Below are 19,471 nucleotides of genomic sequence, written 5' to 3'. Positions count from 1 at the left end.
CTGACACTTGAGTTTCCTGTCAGGAGTTGACCTTATGAAAATGATACCGGAAGTGACTTTTCAGACCCGTGTTCGTGATGAATCCATCCCCGGAGACAATCCGTTTCGCTGGCAGGAAGTCACCACCAAAGACATTTGTGCCCATAAAAGCATTGTTGTTGTTGCTTTGCCTGGGGCATTTACACCGACCTGTTCAAGCACGCACCTTCCTGGCTATGAGAAACATTATGAGGCGCTGAAAAGTGCCGGTGTCGATGAAGTCTATTGCCTGAGTGTTAATGATGCTTTCACCATGTTTCAGTGGAGTAAACGACTGGGGGTAGAAAAGGTCAAAATGCTACCAGACGGTAATGGAGATTTTACCCGGCTAATGGGGATGTTGGTGAAAAAGGAAAACCTGGGTTTTGGTTATCGCAGCTGGCGTTATTCCATGCATGTGGTGGAAGGTGAGATTCAGCAGGTCTTTACCGAACCAGGTAAAGAGGATAATTGCCCCCATGATCCCTTTGAAGTGAGCGGTGTGGAGAATATGCTCGATTATTTGGCTAATGCCGTTCCTTCCAACACATGAGTTAACGTACATTAAGGAGCTGTATCTGAATAACTTCATTGCTCTGAGAAGCGCTTTCCGTTTGCCGTTATCCGTAAAAGCCTTGCAGCATGCGCATTTACGGATAACGGAAAGCGGGTAACGACGTTGGCAAATGTGGAAGTTATTTTGTTTGTGAGAGTCTCTAAGCAATTCCTATCCTCGACTAATCCACAAAAAGTTGTCATATTGCCGTCACGATAAAAACAAACGACGGATGACTTTTTAATGGTTATGGATATAGGAGTTATACCAATGGCGTTTTTAAATTGTGGTGTGAGCAAGTTATTTTGGGCGACTGGGCAAGACGAAGAGACGAGTCATAGCAGTAGCTATGGCGAGGAACTTCAACGCTGATCCAGTCGGTCAAAATAGCTGCGCAGCCCATAATTTAAAAACAGAATTGGTATTACAATGGATCAGGATCATAGCCTGCGGGAAAACTTACTGGCGCTGATACTCGGCAGTGCGCTGGTTTCACTGGGGGTGGTTTTCTTTAATAAAGTGGGGTTGCTGACTGGCGGTACAGCGGGTTTGGCGATCTATCTTACTAAGGTGTCGTCGTTCAGTTTTGGACAGATATTTTTTGCACTCAACCTGCCTTTCTATATGTTGTCGTTCACTCGAATGGGGTGGCGATTTACCCTGAATACTTTTATTGCGGTCACTATTGTCTCGGTGGCGGTAGATCATCTTTACCACGTTATTCAGCTTTCCATGATTCACCCTTTGTATGCGGCATTATTGGGTGGTGGGTTGATAGGAACCGGTATGCTGGTGATCTTCAGGCACAAAATGAGTCTGGGCGGTTTTAACATTCTGGCACTGTTCTTACAGGATCGCTTTGGTATCAGTGCCGGTAAGGTACAAATGGCACTGGACTGTACCATTGTCGTGTTATCCATCTTTGTAGTGGATGCTCACTTGATCCTGTTATCAATTCTGGGTGCGGTTGCCACCAACCTTGTGTTGGCAATGAACCATAAACCGGGTCGCTATCAGCCGGTTCGCCAGGGTTGAGGGAAGGGCGCTGGCAAAATAACAATAAAAAAATGCAAAGAGAGTATTTGTAATGGTGCCTGAAATAACCCCGGAGTGGCTGTTAATCACAGCCGCCATTGCCATGTTGATCTCGCTGGTGGAAGCCTGGCTGGCAACCTTGATTATTTACGGGAAAGTGGAGTTTCTAAGAAAAATATTTCCTGCCACTCATAACCTGATTCGTTCCCATGTGGATTTCACCATTATGACGGCGCTTGCGGGTGTTCTTTATTTGATTATTACTCACCTGAACCTTGAGATTCCCGACTGGGTCATCACGATTTTCTGCATTGGCGTTTTGTACAACCCCAGTGGTTTTATTGCCAAAGCCATTAATCCTGAGATGGGGGGTGCGAATACGACCTTTGGTAAGGTGATGGTTTGCCTGGGTTTTGTTCCGGCAACTATTGGTTTTGGTTATACATCATTGGCTATTCTCGAAGTCTTGGTTTAATACCAATTCTGCTTTTAAATTGTGGGCTGCGCAGCTATTTTGCCCGACTGGGTCTGCGTTGAAGTTCCTCGCCATAGCTACAGCTATGACTCGTCTCTTCGCCTTTATGCCCTCGGGTATTGCCCAGTCGCCCAAAATAACTTGCTCACTCCATAATTTAAAAGCGACATTGGTATAAAAAACTTGTCCGTAATAGAGAGTTTTGAATGCAGGCGTTCCTTGGGTTCTATTACGAGGCTTGGGGGAAATATCAACTAACTGTTTGTGTGTCCAGTTGATATTTCCTCTTGGTGAGGAACTTATTTCTTTTAGGCTAGTCCTAGCCTAATAACAGTGATGAATGGATATTACGGGTAGCTGATAGAAGATTTCTATTACCCCATTCAGTATGACGTCATCAAAGCTGAACAGTCATTCTACAACAGCACGCTTTTTCTTAAAAAAGAAAGCTCCCCAAAGATTTTGTAGGGTATTTGTTATGAATGTTACACCATCCGATGGTCTTAATTGCAGTATCTGTTGGGAACCTTTCGATGCTAACCCTGCGGGTGAGCATGGGCGATTTGCTTTGCCGTGTAGTGCAGGGCATGTTTTTGGTAGAAAGTGTATTGCTACGTGGATCAAAGATCATAATACCTGTCCGCTAGATAGGGAGAATTTTACATTGGAGCAAAGAAGGCAAGTTAATCCAAACGCGCGTGACTTAAGTCAGCGATCTGTAAGCTTTATAGAATATCAACTGTTTTTCTTACATAGCTTAATGCCACAAATACCCATGCCCGAGCCTAGAGTTGAAAATAATCTGTTTGGCAGGTATCTAACTGAAGATATATTTTTGTCAATTGCTTATCAAGGTCTTATTGACATAAGTCGCCAGGTTTTGAATGGACAATTCGAAGATTATCATTCAGATGGACGAGATGTACGTAATGTTTCGGCTCGATGGAATGAGAATAATTTTATAGCTAGCAACTTACGCGATTTTGGGTTGGCAATTGGTGGCTATTTTTTGGGCTCAATTATGAGAAGCGTTACTTCACCAATGTATAGTGATTTACCTGCTGCTCAGGTGAGCACTCCCGAAGTAACGGAGAGCTCATATTCACCTTTCTCCGGTCTATATCCTGAAAATCGTGAAGTGATAAGACAGCTTTATAGCTCAACAGGAGGTGAGTCCAGGCAATATCCTTTCTTGGAATTTGACTAGATGTTTTTTTAAGACACTCGATGAGAGTTAAGAGTGTTGTTTAATGATGTAGTGAGCAGTGCTTGTGTGCGTGTCGCCTTCTTTGTTGCAATGCTCTGTGAGTAAAACGACCAAGCAAAGAAGGCTGTGAGGCAGGTGTCTATTGGTTCTCTATAGAGTTGATGGCTTCTTTCACATCATCACTGAGGTTAGCTTTGGTGCCGGTTTTGAAGTTGAACATCACGGCGGTCGCTTTACCCGTGGTGGTGACCTTGCCCAGTTTTTTGCTGACAATCCGGTATTCCATGGTCAGGCGATCATCCTGAATGTCTGATACTCGAGAACCAATCAACAGGGTGTCCGGATGAGTGACCGGGATTTTGAAGAAACATTCCGCGTGGCTAAGTACGGGGCCAATGCCGGTTTCTTTGGCTTTTTCCATCAATTCAAGACGATTAAAGTAATCCAGCCTGGCGGATTCAAAATAACGGAAATAGACCACGTTGTTTACGTGCTGCAAGGCATCCATTTCACCCCAGGCTACTGGCACTTCGGTGATGACCGGAAAATCTTCTAATAACGCTTCCATCGTAACTGTTTCCTCAATTTCTTATTATCAAGCTGCTGTTATCAAACTGTTGTTATCAAACCTTTGAACCTTAAAGGGAAATTACCGGTTAGACAAATGGTTTAGTGGAAACTATTTTGATCAATTGCTGTCAAAACAAGCGGGTAGTTTATCAGTGGTGTTGGATATGATGTTGGAGATCAGGTCGTGCGCGAGGTTAGCGGCGAAAATGGCAAACGCCCTACTGGCAAAAGCTCGACTGACAGAAGCCCTGCGTAAGCAAAGCCGGAACGCTATTGTGGGTGGTGTATTGGCCTGTTTGTCCGGTATTGCTCTGGGGTATCCCGATGCGGATCGGCAGGGCGAAGTGTATCCGGAGCTTCAGGATGTTCATCGTATTGCTCAGTTTCAAGGCATCAACACTCAGGACGAAACCCTGCGCTGGCAGGTGAATGAGCCTAATTTGATCCAGTGGTTACTGGCGCCTTGGGATGCAGCAAAAGTGAATGAGGCGCTCTTTTTATATAAAGAAGAGTACGGTTCAATCGCCGATACTGCGGTTAAGGTTGCTTCTATTGCCCGTGATCATTTTGATGCGTCAGGCCATCAGATAACGGAGGCTGAGCTTGAGCGTCTTTTGACGCTGGTAGAATCCACTGGTTATCTTCAACAGTTTGATCCGCGCGCTAGAGCCATCACGGTGATGGATACCGATGCCCAGTTTTTCCCCAGTGATGTGTTCGTCACGAATAATCTGTCTAGCGGCTCGAATGTGGCGGCGAACCAGAAGTCATCCAGCACTCTGATTGCAAGAAATACCCCTGTTATCGTGCTTGGACAGCTGACGCCAGTGTCTTCTCCCGGGCTTGATGCCGCAGAAGATAGCTGGGTTGCGCTGTGGCGGCCGGAGTTTGGATTGAAGTTTGCTAAATCCCGACATATTGCACTGGTTGGCGATGATTTGGTGAACAAACTTCAGTCCGGCTACGGTGATGATGGCTTGTCAGGTCAGCTCAAGTTAACCACCACCACGCGAATTAAATCAGTCGGTGAGTTTCATCGACTGCCTTTGGGCGTTCCTGTTTTCTATCAGAACGGTGAGTATTTAATGGCTGCGCGTAGCGGGATAGAGGCAGCTTCCCAGCAAACATCTGCAGGAGCTGTTCGACTGTTTAATGCTCAGCTGATGCCAGTTAGCCTTGCTACTGATCCGTCTGGCAGCTTGGGTGATCAAATACCCAATGTGCCTATGCTGCTGAATTATAAAAACTATCTGAACCAGATCAGTAATGTATTGCTGAAGTATCCTGCAGGCTATGTTGCTCTCGCAGAAAATGAAAACCGATACTTTGCTTTTGGTGAAGGCACTGTCGGGCCGGATAGTGAGAGAGGGATGGATGCTTCGACCTTTGCCCTGAAGGTAGTTCAGCCATTTGGCAAATGGTTACCGAGATATTCTGTTCATCAAGTACAGGAAGGCGTTGAAAACCGTCTGCTTATAACCACAAACCAGGGTGATTCAGAAGAGAACTTTCAGGCGATGTTGAACCATTGCTCCGTGGGTAATTTTGCCTCTGTGGGCGCTGGTAATAATATGGCTTGCCTTGGTAGTGTCACTCTGGAACAGCTTGGACAGATAAGCCCTCAGGCAAAAGCCGATGCATTGGCAACAGGCGGAATGACGGAAAGTGATCGGGTACCACTGGTTGCTTTGAGTGCGGTTGGTCTGACTCATCGGGAAGGTGATGGTGTTATCTGGTACATCACCGGCAAAGCGGCGATCTTTCCTGTTTTCAAGTCAGGCTACCTGAGCAGTTTTGTGCGTGATGGGCGATCTCTGTCAATTTTCAGCTATTTTCAGCTTGCCCCTTAGCGACAGAGATTGTCGCAAAATTCCAGATATCTCATTGGGTGTCGAAAAAGCCCTGGCTCCCATGCTTTTATGCCCTTTGGGTATTGCGTGGGAACCCACACTTCTAACCCTTTGAAAATTCAAGGATATGCATTCCCACGCTAAGCATGGGAACGAGATGTTTGGAGTTTTTTGCGACACTCTCGCGTCGCGTGGGAACCATGGGTTTTACAACACCCTCAACAGTCATAAAATAGATCATCGGGTTCCTCTGCTTTATCAGGTGAGTCTTTGTCTTTAAAGAGGCGTGCTTGAGGGATATTGATCGACGCTGGCTCGGTATCTAACTGCGCGAATAGCTTAAGCAGGTTGTTTGTTCTGTGGGAGAGTTCAGGGTGTTCTCCCTCGAGTAAATCGACGTCGTCTTTCCGCTTCAAATCATGAACGCAGTTAACAAGATTTCCCAGACATTTGTTTAGAGCTACTACTTCTGGTCTCAATGAGATTTCATATTTTGCCATTAACTCGTTGAGAAGTTGCTGCCAGGAAAATTCATCTCTAACTGGAACTTTTTCACTCCATTCATCCCAGAACCACTGTGCTTCTGAGTGTGTCAGGCGCAACAAAATATGGGTGCTTATGTTGGTAAGCTCTTCGAGCGTTAAGGGTTGTTGGTCAGCTTTTAAAAAAAGCGCTTCAACGATTTGTTGTATTTGACTCAATGTCTCTTTATAGGTAGTTCCTGTGTTGTCATATGTGGTGTCATATTTGAAAATCAACAAAAATTGTTTCGCAAGTTGAGTGTCATTGAGTAGGTTGCGCAAAGTATCCGGCAGGATAAAGGCATCTCCAAAGTCAATCAGACAGAGTTTGTCATTGCAGTGAATGCCGTTACCCGGGTGAATATCACCATGAACCAACCCGGTGGAGCAGGCAATCTCTAACCAGATATCGAGTAACTTCAGCGTTAGTGCTCGTGCTGCAGGTCGATCGGATTGCATCAATTCAGCAATACTATTCCCTTCAATAAACGCCATAACCAGAACGTCGCGGTTGCTTAATTCATGTATGATTTTGGGAATCATCACTTCATTGTTGAGGTCCAAGCTATCAACCGCTCGCTGAAAATAGGCAGCATATCGAGCTTCAATCTCTAAATTTGCTTCGGTAGTGATACTGGATATTTTGGCTTTGAGTTGTCGAATCAAAGGTTCTTTCTTATCAGGGGATAATTGGCCAATGACCTTGCTCAGTAATTGCGATAGCGGATGCTGATGTTTTTTGATGTCGTCAATTAAATGAGGTCTGACGACTTTTACGGCAACCATCTGCCCACTGGTAAGAGTCGCTTTGTGAACCTGAGCCACGGAGCCTGTTTTTATAGGCGTTGGATCAAAATGTGTGAAGGTGCTATCCCAGTTTTCATTGTGATGCTCCAGTGCGGAGGTGACCGCTTTTTGAATGTCTGAAAAGGGAATAGGGGGATTGTTCTCGAGAGTGGGTTTTAGTGTGTTACGCAATGACTCAGGTACTTCTGAAGACAGTGCCAGTACCTGAGCTATTTTTATGCCCAGCGGACCAGACTTGACCAGGGTATCAGCAAGATTGTTTTCTGTGTTAAAGCCGAGCCAGCTTTTTGCTTCCAGATATCGCATGTGGAATATGGCATTCATACGTAGCTGAAAAGATTCAGCGATATGACCTGGCACTTGAATCGCACTGGCACACATATTCGAAACTTGGCTGAAAAACGTCTGAAAGGTTTCGTGTTTTGAAGTGGCTGCATTTTCTTCAAGAGCCATTTGCTGACCTAACTGGCAACCCAGAGTCAGTCGCTCTTGTTCCTTGTTATCAAGCATGCGATGTTGGATAGTCACCAGCGGTTCTAATTGTTTCAGTCTGGGTTCTGACTCTAGATCCCTGTATAAAAAAGAAAAGCAGACTTCTTGTAGGCCTTTACTGCGGATTGGTTGGGAGATTATGAATTCGCTCTTCAGGTCTTTACCTATACCTACAGGGAGGTAATCCTGACATCGCTCAATCAATAGTTGCTTCTGGCTAAGGTATCTGGATTTTGCTTCAGGCCTTATTGGAAAGGCTGGCTCATGTGCTTTCGATGCGGCAATTTTTGATCTTTCTGCAGGATGGCAAAGTTTAATAAGCCGAGTGCAGATAGCTTTAAAAAAAGATGGCTTTTGTGCTGTAGGAATATGTCTGGTGAAGTCTGGCTTCGGGGAAGGGCGCCTACCTTGCCGACTGGCTGAGTTGAGTTTGTGAAGAGCTCTATCAGGTGGGTGATTCAGTGATATTGGGTTTGCAATGCTACTAATCTTGCCCATGTTTAACGGTTCGATAAATGACATAAGATCATTAGTTGACCGCACGAACAATTTAAAGTTCAAATCATAAGTTTGATGTTGTGAATGGTGCAGTATGTCAGTGGTAAGTCCGACAGGCTCTAGGAGGCTGACCGAGAATAGCGCCCGTAGCGAGGATGGTAGAAAATTGAGGATGAAGATTCTGTTTTGTGCAGTGAATAGTGGTGCTATTTGCTGAACAAAACAGAATCTTCAGACCAATTTACTACCACCGCACGACTGCATGGATGCAGGAGCTAGAGCAACGCAGGAGCAGTTGCCGCGTAGGGCAACCTATTCTCGGTCAGCCTCCTAACTACCTTTTGCGACAGCCTCTCCATGGGGCAGTCGAACATCCGTCAGCTCAGCGCTGATGGCGGTTTTGTTCTTGCCTTTTTCTTTGGCTCGATACATTGCCTTATCAGCGTCTGCCATCAGTTTTTCAAGAGAGTCCACGGTGCTACTCATGGCGGCGACGCCAATACTGATGGTGATGGGTTGTTGGTTGTCTGGTCCACAGAGTTTGGCATTCATGACGGCATAACGAATTCGCTCTGCTACCCGAAATGCCTGCCAGGGTTCGGTATTTGGCAGCAGGGCAACAAACTCTTCACCGCCAAAGCGCCCCAGAATATCCTGCTGGCGTAAGGCTTTTTTACAAAGGCTGGCGGTATTTTTCAAAATCAGGTCGCCAGTGTTGTGCCCTAGTTGGTCGTTAAATTGCTTGAAGTTATCAATATCCATGAACAGTGCGCAGCACGGCTCTGGATTATGACTGGTCCGTTGGCGATGAATCACGTTATCTGATTCTTCACAGAAGGCTCTTCGATTCAGCAGGCCGGTTAATGAATCGAGGCTGGCCTGTTGTTGCCAGAATAACGACTGACGATTGGATTGCGCCAGTGTGGCGGCGTGGCTACTGATATCACAGGCGGTTTGCCATGTATTGGCATTCCGGTGTTGTCGCATGGGAATCAGCGCCAGAATGATTTTCTTACCGGGCTCAATACTCAAGGGGAACAACCAGAAAATGGTACCGAATCGATCTTTGAAATTGATTCGTGTGCCTGATCCCGATGCAATTACACTCATCAGATCATTTTCAATGTCCGGTAATTGCTTGCGAAGATTGGCGGCGATATTAAGGTGGTTGCCTTCAACCTGCCATTGGTCCCCTTGATGTTGCAGCATAATGGCCGGAATTTCTGGAATCACGGTTTCACAGGTGGCCAGAATACGCTGGGTAATTTCAGACTCTGGCATGGGGGCATCCAGGGTCTGGAGGTGTTGGCGAAGAGCCGATTCAAAAACCCGACGCTTACTGCTGGTGGGTGCTACGGCATTGATAGCAACGCTGTGCTGTAGATTGTGGTAATGCCCGTACCAATAGAACAGTGGCAGTAACGCACCGTGCAGTGAAAGGAAAAAGACTTCATTAAAGGTGGGCATGCTTCTGGGCCACATTTCGGTAGACCAAGACCAACTCAGAAAACCCAGTAAAATAAGGGATGCCGGAAACGCTAATCGTGCCGGTCGGATGTTGTTATAGAGACAATAACCACTGGCAATGACCACCAGAGCCAGACTTAACAAGAGGCTGGTGGCCGCTACTGTGAGTACTGGTTCTGCCACTGGGTCGGAAGCGGTAATAGCATAAACGACAATGGCAAAGCCCATGGCAGTCAGTGACAGCACCAGTCGATCGACGTTGACGCTATACACTGGCAACAGCGTCAGAGAGCGATAGCAGGCGATGGCAGTGACGATTACACCGGTGGTGACCAGCATTAACCAGTGGCCGGGGTTTCCCAGCCAGGTGAAATTACGAAAAATATCGCCATCCCACATCAGCAGCATCAGAGTCGATGCCAGCATATGGCTGATCAGCAAATACATGGCGCGGGTTCGGTTGTGCATGGTCAGGACAAACAAAAACACCAGCGCCACGATCAACAGCGTAATAGCAGAACTGATGGCGGCATCTTGATTGCTGAGCGTTTCAAAATAGGCCATCGCAGGCCAGAGCTCTGGTAACAACCGGTTCGGTTTTACCTCATTGTGACGCAGATAAAATGTGCTGATTTGCCCTGGCGTTGTATTAAGCTCCAGAGTGTTTTGTTTGATGCCGTTGCGGCCACTGTCCAGCCCCATGGCAACAAGACGATAGCCGCCGTTTGCGGGGGCAAAAACATCCAGTTTACTGTGGGGGACCTGTCGGAACACTAACAGCCAGTCGTCTGTGGCAAAGCTCGGTTGTGTGACATCCAGTTGATACCAGTCTGCACGGCTCTGATGCTGGGGGGCAGTACTGAGAAAAATAGCTTTCGGGGCTTCAATAGGATTCAACTCGACAGGTATGGCACCTTCACCGTTGAGAACTATTGGCTGGGCTTGTATTGCGGTGGAATGCAGTAAAAAACAGGAAAAAAAGGTTAGCAACAGAGAATGTATCCAGCGGCGGTTGATAGGCCGTGGAATATGGTCAGCAAGATAGTGGCTGGTTGTCCTTAACACAGAGCCGGTTCCCTTATAGTGATCTACTGATAAGTAGTTACCCGGCGATGAGCAGACAGACCTTGAGCCATAAGGCTGGGCTGCGCTTCTGAACGACCATGTAATACTAACTAATGCTGGCTTTCCTTGCTGTGAGGTTTGCACCCGAGCCTCCTTCCTGGAGTGTTGGAGCAAACCTCATTTTTACACAGTCTTTAGAGTTCTGTGAAGTACAGAACCCTGAAGTACGTGAAAATTAGTGATCACTACGCTGATTATGCCTGATTTGGCCTGATTTGGCTTAGTTTTTCAGAGTGTTGGTTGTAAGTTTCTTTTTCGGTGTTTCAATCTGCACCGAAATGTTGCTGTGAAAAAGCGACTCGCTCGTCAATAGAAATATCGTGTTTGCGCAGGGCTTCAATGGCTTTCAATCTTGGCTCAATGCCCTGGCCGTTGGCGATTTGAATGGCAAGTCCGGGGCGGGCGTTCAGTTCAAGGATTAACGGGCCAAGATTCTGGTCAAGCACCAAATCGACACCAAGATAGCCAAGGCCGGTCATTTCAAAACAGTTGGCAGACAGCTGCAGTATTTTCTGCCAGTGAGGTACATTCAGTTTGCTGAAGTCATGACCCGTGTCCGGATGATTCTGAACCGGGCGATTATGCTGAACCGTGCGCAGAGGTTTGCCGGTGGCGATGTCCAGACCAACGCCTACAGCACCCTGGTGGAGGTTGGCCTTGCCATCGGAGGCGCGGGTGGCTAAACGCATCATGGCCATCACCGGAAAGCCCCGGAAAACAATGATGCGAATATCCGGCACACCTTCAAAACTGTAATTACTGAAGATAGGATCCGCAACAATCAGGCTTTCAATCACCGCCACATCGGTTTTGCCGCCGAGACTGTATAGACCACCCAGAATGTTGGACACATCCCGGCTGACAGCATCAAACGATAAACTTTCACCGCTGGCTTTGACATAACGGTCGCCGTCACGACTGGTGATGACCAAAATACCTTTACCGCCACTGCCTTTGGCCGGTTTGATAACAAACTGTTCCAGAGGCTCCAGAATGTCTTTTAATTTGCGGATATCCGATTGGTATTCGATCACACCAATGAGTTTGGGGACATCAACCCCGGCTTTTTCCGCCATGCGTTTGGTGGTGAGTTTATCATCCACCAGAGGGAGTAAACTTCTGGGGTTATAGCGCGAAATGTAGTTCAGGTTGCGGGCATTCATACTGAGAATGCCCGAGGCTTTGAGTTGCGCCGGGGTGCTGATGGACAGCTTTGCCAGCAACGTTTGCAGGTGTGAGCTGAAACTACTCATGATGTGCGCTTTCCATGATTTTCCATGACATGGGCAGTGGCCTTTACTGATGATTTTTTATTGAGTGAGCCAATGGATAAAAGCGCTTCAACTCCAGTAACCGGTACCCGGTGTATTGACCGAGCAGCAGAACAAGACCCAGCAGGGTTAACATCAGCTCCGGGAAGTTAAACGTCAACTGTTCAACAATAGGGTTGGACATTAACAGATAGCTCATGGTGGCAACCAGAAGACTGCCGCCGCCTTCCGTGACTACGTGTTTGGGGCCTTCTTCTTCCCAGAGAATGGACATTCGTTCGATGGTCCAGGCCAGGATGATCATGGGGAAGAAGGTTACCGTCAGCGCCTGGGTAATACCCAATTTCCAACTGAGGATGCTCATGGCCGCCATGATCAGAATAACCACGATAATGACCGCCCCCAGCCGCGCGACCAACAACATATTCTGTTGGCTGAGGAAGGAGCGAATCCATAAACCAATGGAGACGAGCGAGATAAATATGGTTAATCCTGGCAACAGCTGTGTCTGTAAAAAGGCCATGGCAATCAGAACCGGCATAAAGGTTCCGGAGGTTTTTAGGCCAACAATGATACGCATCACCAGCACAACGAGCACGCCAATCGGGATCAGTAGAATGATTTTAAAGGCGTTTTGAACTTCAAGCGGCAGGGTGTAAATCGAGAAATCAATCAGTGCTGCGCCGTCCTGTTTCGCTTCTGTGATGGCCAGCTCGCGGGTCGGGACATTACGGGAAATCATGGAAAAAGTAACATCGGAGCCAACACCACCCATCACATCCAACAGGGATTTGGCGCCCCGTTGCCACAGGAAAAAGTCTTCCGGTGTGCCGCGCTTGGCGGTTCTTGGGTTGAACAGATGCCATTGATTGCCGTCGTATACTTCGATCATATCCACAATAGGCTGTCTACGTCGTCCATCTTCCAGATGAAGGCCGCGCACGATACGGGCAGGAATCTCACTCATATTGAGCAAATTAACCAGCAGTTTAGGCAGTGATGTGCCTTCTTCTGTCATGCCCAATAACATATTGGTGTTTTGGCTGGGCTCTTTGGCGATAAAGTGGTTGATGAGTGTGCCAGCAAAGCTGGAAGGGTCAGAAGAGTGTTCTTTTACCTGCTTCAATAAACTCAAGGCTGCGGTCTGATAGGGTTCTGGCAGTACTGGAGGAATGACGGCTTCCGGTTCATCATGGATCTTTTTATCATAGTCCGGCTCCAGATGAAGCTTCACTTTATAAAACAAATCCTGCCGACCGTCCGCCTGACGAATACTCCAGACGGCTCGCTGCTGGCCACCTTCATCAATTTGGTTGATGCCATAACCGGGAGAGGCAAAGGATTCATCAAGAATGCGCAGACCGGATTGCTGGTCTGGCAATGTCAGGCTGGCTTGTGCCGGTTCGTCTTCAGCTTTAAACGTTACCCATGCCTCAATGCTCCACACTTTGGACACATCGTGGCTGAACAGGGGGAACCCAAGGGCAAAATGTTTGTACATTGCCAGCCCGAGGCCGGCAACAATGAGCAGGGCAATCATAAGACCCAGCTGAAAACGACCATTCATGCCCTAACTTACTCCTTGGTGCTGGCGGTGCTTGAAAGTTCTGTTTTGGAAAGCTCTGTATTAGAAAGCTCGGTAACGTATTCCTGAGACACATCCACCAGTGCTCGCTTTTCCAGGTAGCTGGCGCCAATCAGTACCGGGAAGTTGTAGTTTTCCCGATCCCGGAGTGTAAATTCCGCTTCTGCTTTAATGCCGTCAATACGAGTTTTCAGTTTGATCACCGGGCGACGATCATTATCATCACCGTGACGTTTAATGCGAACAAAACGAACGACGGGTTCTTCAAGCGCAATCAAGTCCCCGGAGGTATCGAGAATCTTGAAGCGTACCCAGCGTTTGTCGTCTTTACGGAACAGTTCCATTTCCTTTGCATCGATTGAGGACGTTTGCGCTCCAGTATCAATGCGGGCTTTCAGGATCGTACTGGCATTCTTGATCAGCACGTTTTCAATGGCACCGATGGTTTCCAAGCCTTTGACGCTGACGGGTTTGATAATAGCCCGGGTGTAGGATTTCTGTGTTACGGGTACCAACACTTTACGATTGCTGGACTTTAACACGAGCTTGGTGGCAATGAATTTCTGGTTAACATCGATCACCGCCAAATCCTGCATGAAGCTACGACCAATTAACAGCGGTGACTCATATTGGCTGCGATCGGTCAGTGAGACGGGAACAGACTGAGTGATCTCACCAATGGAGATGGTTAATTGAACCACCGGGCGTTCAATGGCGCTGAGTCCAGGGCGTTTGATCCGAATGGTGCCTTTGATCGGCAGCTCCATGGGAACGGTGCCTTTGGAGGTGCGGCTCAGATCAAATTTTACCCACTTTTTGCCATCGCGCTCGAATAGCTGAATATTGCGGGCATCCACGGAACTGTTTTCTGCGCCAGTATCCAGTTTGGATATCATGGTCAGGTCAAGGTTGGGTAGAGACGCGGTTTCATTCAGGCCTAATACCAAACGACCTTCCAGGTGGGCAGGTGTCTGAATCGTTTGTTCACGAATGGTAATCGTGTGGGTCTCAGGTGGTTTGGGTTTTTCTTCAGGTACAGGCTGTTGAGGTAATGCCGGTTGGGGCACCGATTGAATTATACGGGAATCGTCTTTTTTTGGACGATCCTTGAATGGTAGAGTCTGGCAACCAGTTAAAATCATGATGGAAAAAATTACAGCGGGAAGGGCCAAGTTGCGGAACATTTGACAAGACTACTGTTCTTTGAAAATAGGTTTTCACGCATCAGATGTGCGCAGCCATGGCTGTTGCCGTTATCAGCAAGAAAGTCCAACAGAATAGTAGCTGAAATACCGGCAACTAAAAGCGCGCAAGCTTACTTGATCCTCTGAATATTGCAATCCGTAGTACTGCATTAAATCCAATTGGGTCACATTTCTGACTCTTCCCAGGTTGGCATAGTTGCAATAACAAAGTTGCATTAATTACTTAACGACTCTGGTTGTTTAAATAGTGAACTCAACGTCAGGCTGATCAGAAACATCGCTAAGGCAGGTAAGACCCAGAGCATGTGATTGTGGTATCCCGGGAGGGAATCGAAGACTCTTAACAGTTGGGTAAAGAGTGGGTGACCCTGATCTTTAACTAGATCAATCACACTGAATAAAAATGCAGTGGCCAGTGTTGAGCGATAAATGAGCACAGAGTGTGGCATGCGGTGCCGGAACAAACCCAGCAAGATCAGGACAATGGAAATAGGGTACAGCACCTGAAGTGCGGGAATAAACAGTTCAATAATTTCTCCCAATCCACCCATATTGGCAAACACCACGCAGGTTGCGCTGACGATGGTTACCACGGTTCGATAACTGACAAAGGAGAAAAGTTCATTGAAATATTCACTGGCGGCGGTAATGCAGCCAATGGCTGTAGTCAGGCAAGCCAGGGTGACGACGCAGGCCAGCATAATTGCGCCCGTGTTGCCAAACATCAAGTATGCATAGGAGGCCAGAATCTGGCCGCCATTTTCTGGTGATGCAATGATCGCCCGACTGGTAGCGCCGAGATAAAATAAAGACAGATAAACCAAAGAAAGGCCAATGGCGGCAATAATGCCTGTGGTCATACTGTAATGAAAAAGGCTGGTTTTGTCTTGAATGCCGTGGGATTTCAGATTGGTAATAATCACGATGCCAAACATTAAGGCTGCCAGCGTATCCATGGTCATATACCCTTCCAGAAAACCACCGATCAGTGGCGTCTCCTGATAGACTGAAAGAGATTCGCCAGGGCTGCCAAGGGGGGCAAAAACCGGCGATAGACCCAGTAGAGCCAGCAGGATGATTAACGCCGGGGTTATGAGTTTGCCAACCGTCTCAAGTAACTTGCCGGGGCGTATGGATAAGTACCAGGCAATGGAAAAAAACAACAGGCTGAATATCAGTTGCACATGCGCGTTATGACTGGGCAGAAATGGTTCAATACCAATCTCAAAGGCAACCAGTGCGGTGCGTGGAACCGCATAGACAGGGCCTATGATCAGATAGATAGAGGATGCAAGGGCAATCACCAACCCTTTCGGCAACTCCTGACTGATGTTATTGAAATCCCCCCCGACTCTGGCAATGGCGACGATACCGAGCAACGGTAACCCCACCCCGGTAACCAGAAACCCTGCAGCGGCGTACCACACCTGCTCTCCGGCCATAAAGCCAATCAACGGAGGAAAGATAAGGTTACCGGCTCCCAAAAACATGGCAAAAGCCATAAAGCCCATGGCAATGGTATTTTGCAGACTCAGCGTTTGTTTTATAGCGTGATTCATGGAAGTTAAAATCAGAATCCCTTTTGTCGACTTTTTCTCCGGGATTCTGCTCCTGTCAGCATGTAATGAAATGGCCTGAATGGCTTTCAGGCAGCCTGCTAACAGTATGGACGCTATCTGTAAAAGTGGTAGTTCCGGTAGTTTCTAAGGAGCTGTCCGAAATAAGATCCATATTTACTGAGGTCTTGAAGCATCGTTGAGACCGCTATCCGTGATCCGCTATCCGTAAAAGCGCGGGTGGCTTCAGTTTTTTCGGACAACGGATAACGTTAATTGAAATGTGAAAATTATTTCGGGACAAATCCTAAGTTCGGGGGTAGCGAATGACAACACCAAGGCCGGGATGTTGATCCTGTAATTCAATGGAACCGTGATGCAGGCCGGAAATGGCCTTGGCTAGCGACAGCCCCAACCCTAATCCGCCATCGGTGCGACTTTTATCCACCCGATACATTCGTTCAAACACCCGTTCTTTTTCAATTTCAGAAATCCCGGGGCCGTTATCCTGCACTTTTAACCATGCCATTTTGTGCTCAAAGTCAGTGCCTGTGCGGAGTCGAATAACGCTGCCTTCGGGGCAATAGCGCAGGCTGTTTTCAATTAAGTTAGCTACCTGCTGAATCAGCAGTTCCCGATCACCCATGATGGTGACAGGGTTATCTTGTTTGTCATTAATCAGGCTCATGCCGGCATCTTCTGCGACATCACTGTAGATTTCGGCCACTGTGTCCACAATTGTGTTCAGATCTTGAAGTGCAAAGCGACTTCTTCTCGCTCCAGACTCAATTTGAGAAATACGTAAGAGCGCATCAAAGATGGAAGCTAATCGTGCTGACTCTTCCAGAGCGTTGTTTAATTCCCGCGCCACCGGTCCATTTGAGTCTGGCATGACATCCAATAGTTCTTCCTGCAGCGTCAGCAGATTATGGCGTAATCGGGTAATGGGGGTTTTTAATTCATGGGCGATGTTGGCAGAGATATCCCTTAGCGATGCGACCGATCCCTCAAGCCGGGAGAGCATTTCATCCACCGACTGGGAGATACGGGCCAAATCATTAAACGCATGTTCCTCCCCGGTGCGGGCTGACAGATCACCTTCGGCAGCCCGGTTCAGTACGTGCTCAATTCGGGAAATCCTTTTCTGGCTGTACCGGCTGAGCAGCGTGACGATGCCAGACGTAAACAGTAACGCCAGTAAACCGGAGAGGATAAAGCCGGAGGTCATGATTTCCAGAACATCGTCATCATCAATGGGGTCATCGTCAATGGTACGACTTTTCCCTCGAACTAATTCCCGGGATTCCTTAACGATTTCCCGATTTTGTTTCTCCAGCTCATGATCCACATAAAGAAGTGTCACTGCTGCCATCAGTACCAGGCTGATAATTGTGGTAACACCAAACAGAAGACCCTGTTGTACAGCAGAGTTTTTCATCCATTGCGGAGTCTGGCATGGAATTCTTTGTTGAATTCTTTGAAAGAGCCGTTGCAAGCCCCGCAGGCCTTTCAATAATGAACTGATCAGGAAGAATCGCCTCATAAAGTGGACTCTGAGGGTTTGAACTCCAGTTTGTAACCCGCGCCTCGAACCGTTTGAATTAACGTATCACCAAAGGGCTTTTCCAGTTTGTTACGAAGCCGGCTGATATGAGTTTCTACGACGCTGGTCTGTGGGTCAAAATGGATGTCCCAGACATGCTCCAGCAACATGGTGCGGGTAATAACTCTGGAAGGGTGACGCAGAAACAGTTCGAGAATGCGAAACTCTTTAGGCTGTAGATCCAGATACTGACCTTGGCGCATGACCGTTCTTTCCAGCAGGTTTAACGACAGGTCGCCGTACTTTAATTCTGGAGCTGTTTCTGCAGGCTTTGCCTGAGACCGTCGGGACAGGGCCGTGACTCTGGCCAGGAGCTCAGAAAAAGCAAAAGGTTTGGTGAGATAATCATCACCTCCCGCCTCCAACCCTTCAACACGATCATCCACACCGCCTAACGACGTCAGAAATAAAGCCGGAGTCGTCACCTGGGCGGCTCGCAGGGCTTTCACCAGTGACAGACCATCCAGCCCCGGCAGCATTCGGTCTACAATGGCAACGTCGTATTGTTCGGTCAGGCACAGTGTCATGGCATGTCGACCATCATCAACCACTTCAACCTGGTGGCCAGCCTCGCGCAACCCTTTTTCAATAAAACGGCTTAGGCTTACATCGTCTTCTACTAGAAGGATACGCATTAATTATCGATAACTCTTAAAAAGCATCGCTGCGGCTTATGCCGCAACGATTGGACTGCAGTTAGGTTCACTTTTGGTTTCTACCTCAGCCTCTGTGGCATCCTGCAGCTTTGCGGCGATGAGCGCAATAATGCCAGCCAGAAAGCAGGCGCCCAGTGTGATCACACCCAAAACGATGACCAGAGAGTAGGAGAGCATGCCGAGAATGTTCTTCAGCACATTTCCTCCGCTGGCGTTGGTTTTCAGTTGAGCTTTCAATTGTACAACGATGGCTTTCATTTTGGTCATGATTGCATCTTTGTCGAGACGTTTTGTCATTTTAACTCTCTATTACGTGGGAGCCGGAAACCCTGATGTTTGGGGTATGCATTCCCACGCTGGAGCATGGGAACGAGTTGGTTGGAGTTTCGCGACACCCTCTATTACGTGGCAGAGTTGGCAGTGAATCGGGTTTCAAGGCGACGGTTGTCTTCGCCCAGTAGCTCTACCTCGTATTCCACTTCGTTATGATCGTGATCAATGTCAATGGTCCACGCCCTGCCGTTCATGGCTTTCTCCGTTTGTGTCAGTGCTTTTTCCAGAGAAAGGAATTTACCGCTTTGGATGCCGGAAAAGAGCAGTGCATTTTCACGGGCATCATCACGGTCTTCTTTTTCCATTCTGGAAAGAATGACGGCACCGGTCTGCGCATCGATATCGGTTTCAATCTCCTGTCCATCTTTAGTGGTCAGGGTGATTTCATAAAAGGTTTGACCCATTTCGACCTCACGCTCTGCCTGCAAAGGTTCTGCGCCGGTATGCTGTCGGGCAATTTTCACGGCCTGTAGCAGTGAGATGGCATCTTCGTTTATAGATGTTGGTGCATCATCGGCAAAGAGGTTGCCTGCGGACATCAGAGTGCTCATTCCCAGAATTGTGGCCAGTACTGCAGGTTTGAAAATACGCTTCGTTTTCATTCGTCAGTTCCTCGAACTCGGTGACTTAGTGTGAACAGG

At 47.7% G+C, this 19,471-nt stretch carries 16 protein-coding genes; 5 read left to right on the top strand and 11 right to left on the bottom strand.

The window, feature by feature from the left end; all coding sequences use genetic code 11:
• The first annotated feature begins 34 nt into the window (after nt 1-34).
• The 4 genes from Q1B11_RS11700 to Q1B11_RS11685 all read left to right on the top strand — a co-directional run bounded on the left by Q1B11_RS11700 (nt 35) and on the right by Q1B11_RS11685 (nt 3,291).
• Nucleotides 35-571, top strand: a complete 537-nt coding sequence (locus Q1B11_RS11700; protein ID WP_299732619.1) for a peroxiredoxin — start codon at nt 35-37, stop codon at nt 569-571.
• 432 nt (nt 572-1,003) lie between these two features.
• Nucleotides 1,004-1,609: a YitT family protein gene (locus Q1B11_RS11695; protein WP_299732616.1), complete on the top strand. Its 606-nt coding sequence runs from the start codon at nt 1,004-1,006 to the stop codon at nt 1,607-1,609.
• 52 nt (nt 1,610-1,661) lie between these two features.
• Nucleotides 1,662-2,084, top strand: coding sequence for a hypothetical protein (locus tag Q1B11_RS11690; RefSeq protein WP_299732613.1), 423 nt, complete (start codon nt 1,662-1,664; stop codon nt 2,082-2,084).
• 478 nt (nt 2,085-2,562) lie between these two features.
• On the top strand, nt 2,563-3,291 hold the full coding sequence (locus Q1B11_RS11685; protein ID WP_299732610.1) for an RING finger domain-containing protein: 729 nt from the start codon (nt 2,563-2,565) through the stop codon (nt 3,289-3,291).
• A gap of 139 nt (nt 3,292-3,430) precedes the next feature.
• Here the strand turns inward: Q1B11_RS11685 and Q1B11_RS11680 are convergent, their stop codons facing one another.
• Nucleotides 3,431-3,859 (bottom strand): thioesterase family protein, encoded by a 429-nt coding sequence (locus Q1B11_RS11680; protein WP_299732608.1) that lies wholly within the window; start codon nt 3,857-3,859, stop codon nt 3,431-3,433.
• 208 nt (nt 3,860-4,067) lie between these two features.
• On the opposite strand from Q1B11_RS11680, the gene Q1B11_RS11675 reads away from it, so the two are divergent.
• Nucleotides 4,068-5,711: a hypothetical protein gene (locus Q1B11_RS11675; protein ID WP_299732605.1), complete on the top strand. Its 1,644-nt coding sequence runs from the start codon at nt 4,068-4,070 to the stop codon at nt 5,709-5,711.
• 218 nt (nt 5,712-5,929) lie between these two features.
• On the opposite strand, the gene Q1B11_RS11670 is transcribed toward Q1B11_RS11675, so the two are convergent.
• The 10 genes from Q1B11_RS11670 to Q1B11_RS11625 all read right to left on the bottom strand — a co-directional run bounded on the left by Q1B11_RS11670 (nt 5,930) and on the right by Q1B11_RS11625 (nt 19,432).
• Nucleotides 5,930-7,567 carry an AarF/ABC1/UbiB kinase family protein gene (locus tag Q1B11_RS11670; RefSeq protein WP_299732602.1) on the bottom strand — a complete coding sequence of 546 codons (1,638 nt, stop codon included), beginning with the start codon at nt 7,565-7,567 and terminating at the stop codon, nt 5,930-5,932.
• A gap of 792 nt (nt 7,568-8,359) precedes the next feature.
• Complete coding sequence (locus Q1B11_RS11665) at nt 8,360-10,705, bottom strand: diguanylate cyclase (protein WP_299732599.1); 2,346 nt, start codon at nt 10,703-10,705, stop codon at nt 8,360-8,362.
• A gap of 179 nt (nt 10,706-10,884) precedes the next feature.
• Nucleotides 10,885-11,874, bottom strand: a complete 990-nt coding sequence (locus tag Q1B11_RS11660; protein ID WP_299732596.1) for an alpha-L-glutamate ligase-like protein — start codon at nt 11,872-11,874, stop codon at nt 10,885-10,887.
• Between the two features lie 43 nt (nt 11,875-11,917).
• Entirely contained in the window at nt 11,918-13,459 is a 1,542-nt protein-coding gene (locus Q1B11_RS11655; RefSeq protein WP_299732593.1) for an inactive transglutaminase family protein, read from the bottom strand.
• Nucleotides 13,460-13,467: 8 nt separating this feature from the next.
• Nucleotides 13,468-14,619 (bottom strand): RimK/LysX family protein, encoded by a 1,152-nt coding sequence (locus Q1B11_RS11650; RefSeq protein ID WP_299732590.1) that lies wholly within the window; start codon nt 14,617-14,619, stop codon nt 13,468-13,470.
• Between the two features lie 278 nt (nt 14,620-14,897).
• Nucleotides 14,898-16,241 carry a branched-chain amino acid transport system II carrier protein gene (gene brnQ, locus Q1B11_RS11645; RefSeq protein WP_299732587.1) on the bottom strand — a complete coding sequence of 448 codons (1,344 nt, stop codon included), beginning with the start codon at nt 16,239-16,241 and terminating at the stop codon, nt 14,898-14,900.
• A gap of 304 nt (nt 16,242-16,545) precedes the next feature.
• The gene (locus Q1B11_RS11640; RefSeq protein WP_299732585.1) at nt 16,546-17,781 is read right to left on the bottom strand and encodes an ATP-binding protein; all 1,236 of its coding nucleotides are present in this window, start codon (nt 17,779-17,781) and stop codon (nt 16,546-16,548) included.
• Nucleotides 17,778-18,476, bottom strand: coding sequence for a response regulator transcription factor (locus Q1B11_RS11635; RefSeq protein WP_067521808.1), 699 nt, complete (start codon nt 18,474-18,476; stop codon nt 17,778-17,780). The genes Q1B11_RS11640 and Q1B11_RS11635 overlap by 4 nt, the downstream gene beginning before the upstream one ends.
• Before the next feature lie 36 nt (nt 18,477-18,512).
• Complete coding sequence (locus Q1B11_RS11630) at nt 18,513-18,794, bottom strand: hypothetical protein (RefSeq protein ID WP_299732580.1); 282 nt, start codon at nt 18,792-18,794, stop codon at nt 18,513-18,515.
• A gap of 104 nt (nt 18,795-18,898) precedes the next feature.
• Complete coding sequence (locus Q1B11_RS11625; protein WP_299732577.1) at nt 18,899-19,432, bottom strand: PepSY domain-containing protein; 534 nt, start codon at nt 19,430-19,432, stop codon at nt 18,899-18,901.
• Between the last annotated feature and the right edge of the window lie 39 nt (nt 19,433-19,471).

The sequence above is a fragment of the uncultured Endozoicomonas sp. genome, assembly GCF_947495845.1.
In the GTDB taxonomy this organism is placed as follows: Bacteria; Pseudomonadota; Gammaproteobacteria; order Pseudomonadales; family Endozoicomonadaceae; genus Endozoicomonas.
Note: the sequence above shows the minus strand (reverse complement) of the source record. Positions and strands in the feature narration are given on the sequence as shown.

Coding starts and splice junctions, on each gene's coding strand:
- Q1B11_RS11675 (WP_299732605.1), top strand. CDS start 4,068: ATGGCAAACGCCCTACTGGCAAAAGCTCGACTGACAGAAGCCCTGCGT.
- Q1B11_RS11685 (WP_299732610.1), top strand. CDS start 2,563: ATGAATGTTACACCATCCGATGGTCTTAATTGCAGTATCTGTTGGGAA.
- Q1B11_RS11655 (WP_299732593.1), bottom strand. CDS start 13,459: ATGAATGGTCGTTTTCAGCTGGGTCTTATGATTGCCCTGCTCATTGTT.
- Q1B11_RS11640 (WP_299732585.1), bottom strand. CDS start 17,781: ATGAGGCGATTCTTCCTGATCAGTTCATTATTGAAAGGCCTGCGGGGC.
- Q1B11_RS11695 (WP_299732616.1), top strand. CDS start 1,004: ATGGATCAGGATCATAGCCTGCGGGAAAACTTACTGGCGCTGATACTC.
- Q1B11_RS11635 (WP_067521808.1), bottom strand. CDS start 18,476: ATGCGTATCCTTCTAGTAGAAGACGATGTAAGCCTAAGCCGTTTTATT.
- Q1B11_RS11690 (WP_299732613.1), top strand. CDS start 1,662: ATGGTGCCTGAAATAACCCCGGAGTGGCTGTTAATCACAGCCGCCATT.
- Q1B11_RS11700 (WP_299732619.1), top strand. CDS start 35: ATGAAAATGATACCGGAAGTGACTTTTCAGACCCGTGTTCGTGATGAA.
- Q1B11_RS11680 (WP_299732608.1), bottom strand. CDS start 3,859: ATGGAAGCGTTATTAGAAGATTTTCCGGTCATCACCGAAGTGCCAGTA.
- Q1B11_RS11630 (WP_299732580.1), bottom strand. CDS start 18,794: ATGACAAAACGTCTCGACAAAGATGCAATCATGACCAAAATGAAAGCC.
- Q1B11_RS11650 (WP_299732590.1), bottom strand. CDS start 14,619: ATGATTTTAACTGGTTGCCAGACTCTACCATTCAAGGATCGTCCAAAA.
- brnQ (WP_299732587.1), bottom strand. CDS start 16,241: ATGAATCACGCTATAAAACAAACGCTGAGTCTGCAAAATACCATTGCC.
- Q1B11_RS11625 (WP_299732577.1), bottom strand. CDS start 19,432: ATGAAAACGAAGCGTATTTTCAAACCTGCAGTACTGGCCACAATTCTG.
- Q1B11_RS11660 (WP_299732596.1), bottom strand. CDS start 11,874: ATGAGTAGTTTCAGCTCACACCTGCAAACGTTGCTGGCAAAGCTGTCC.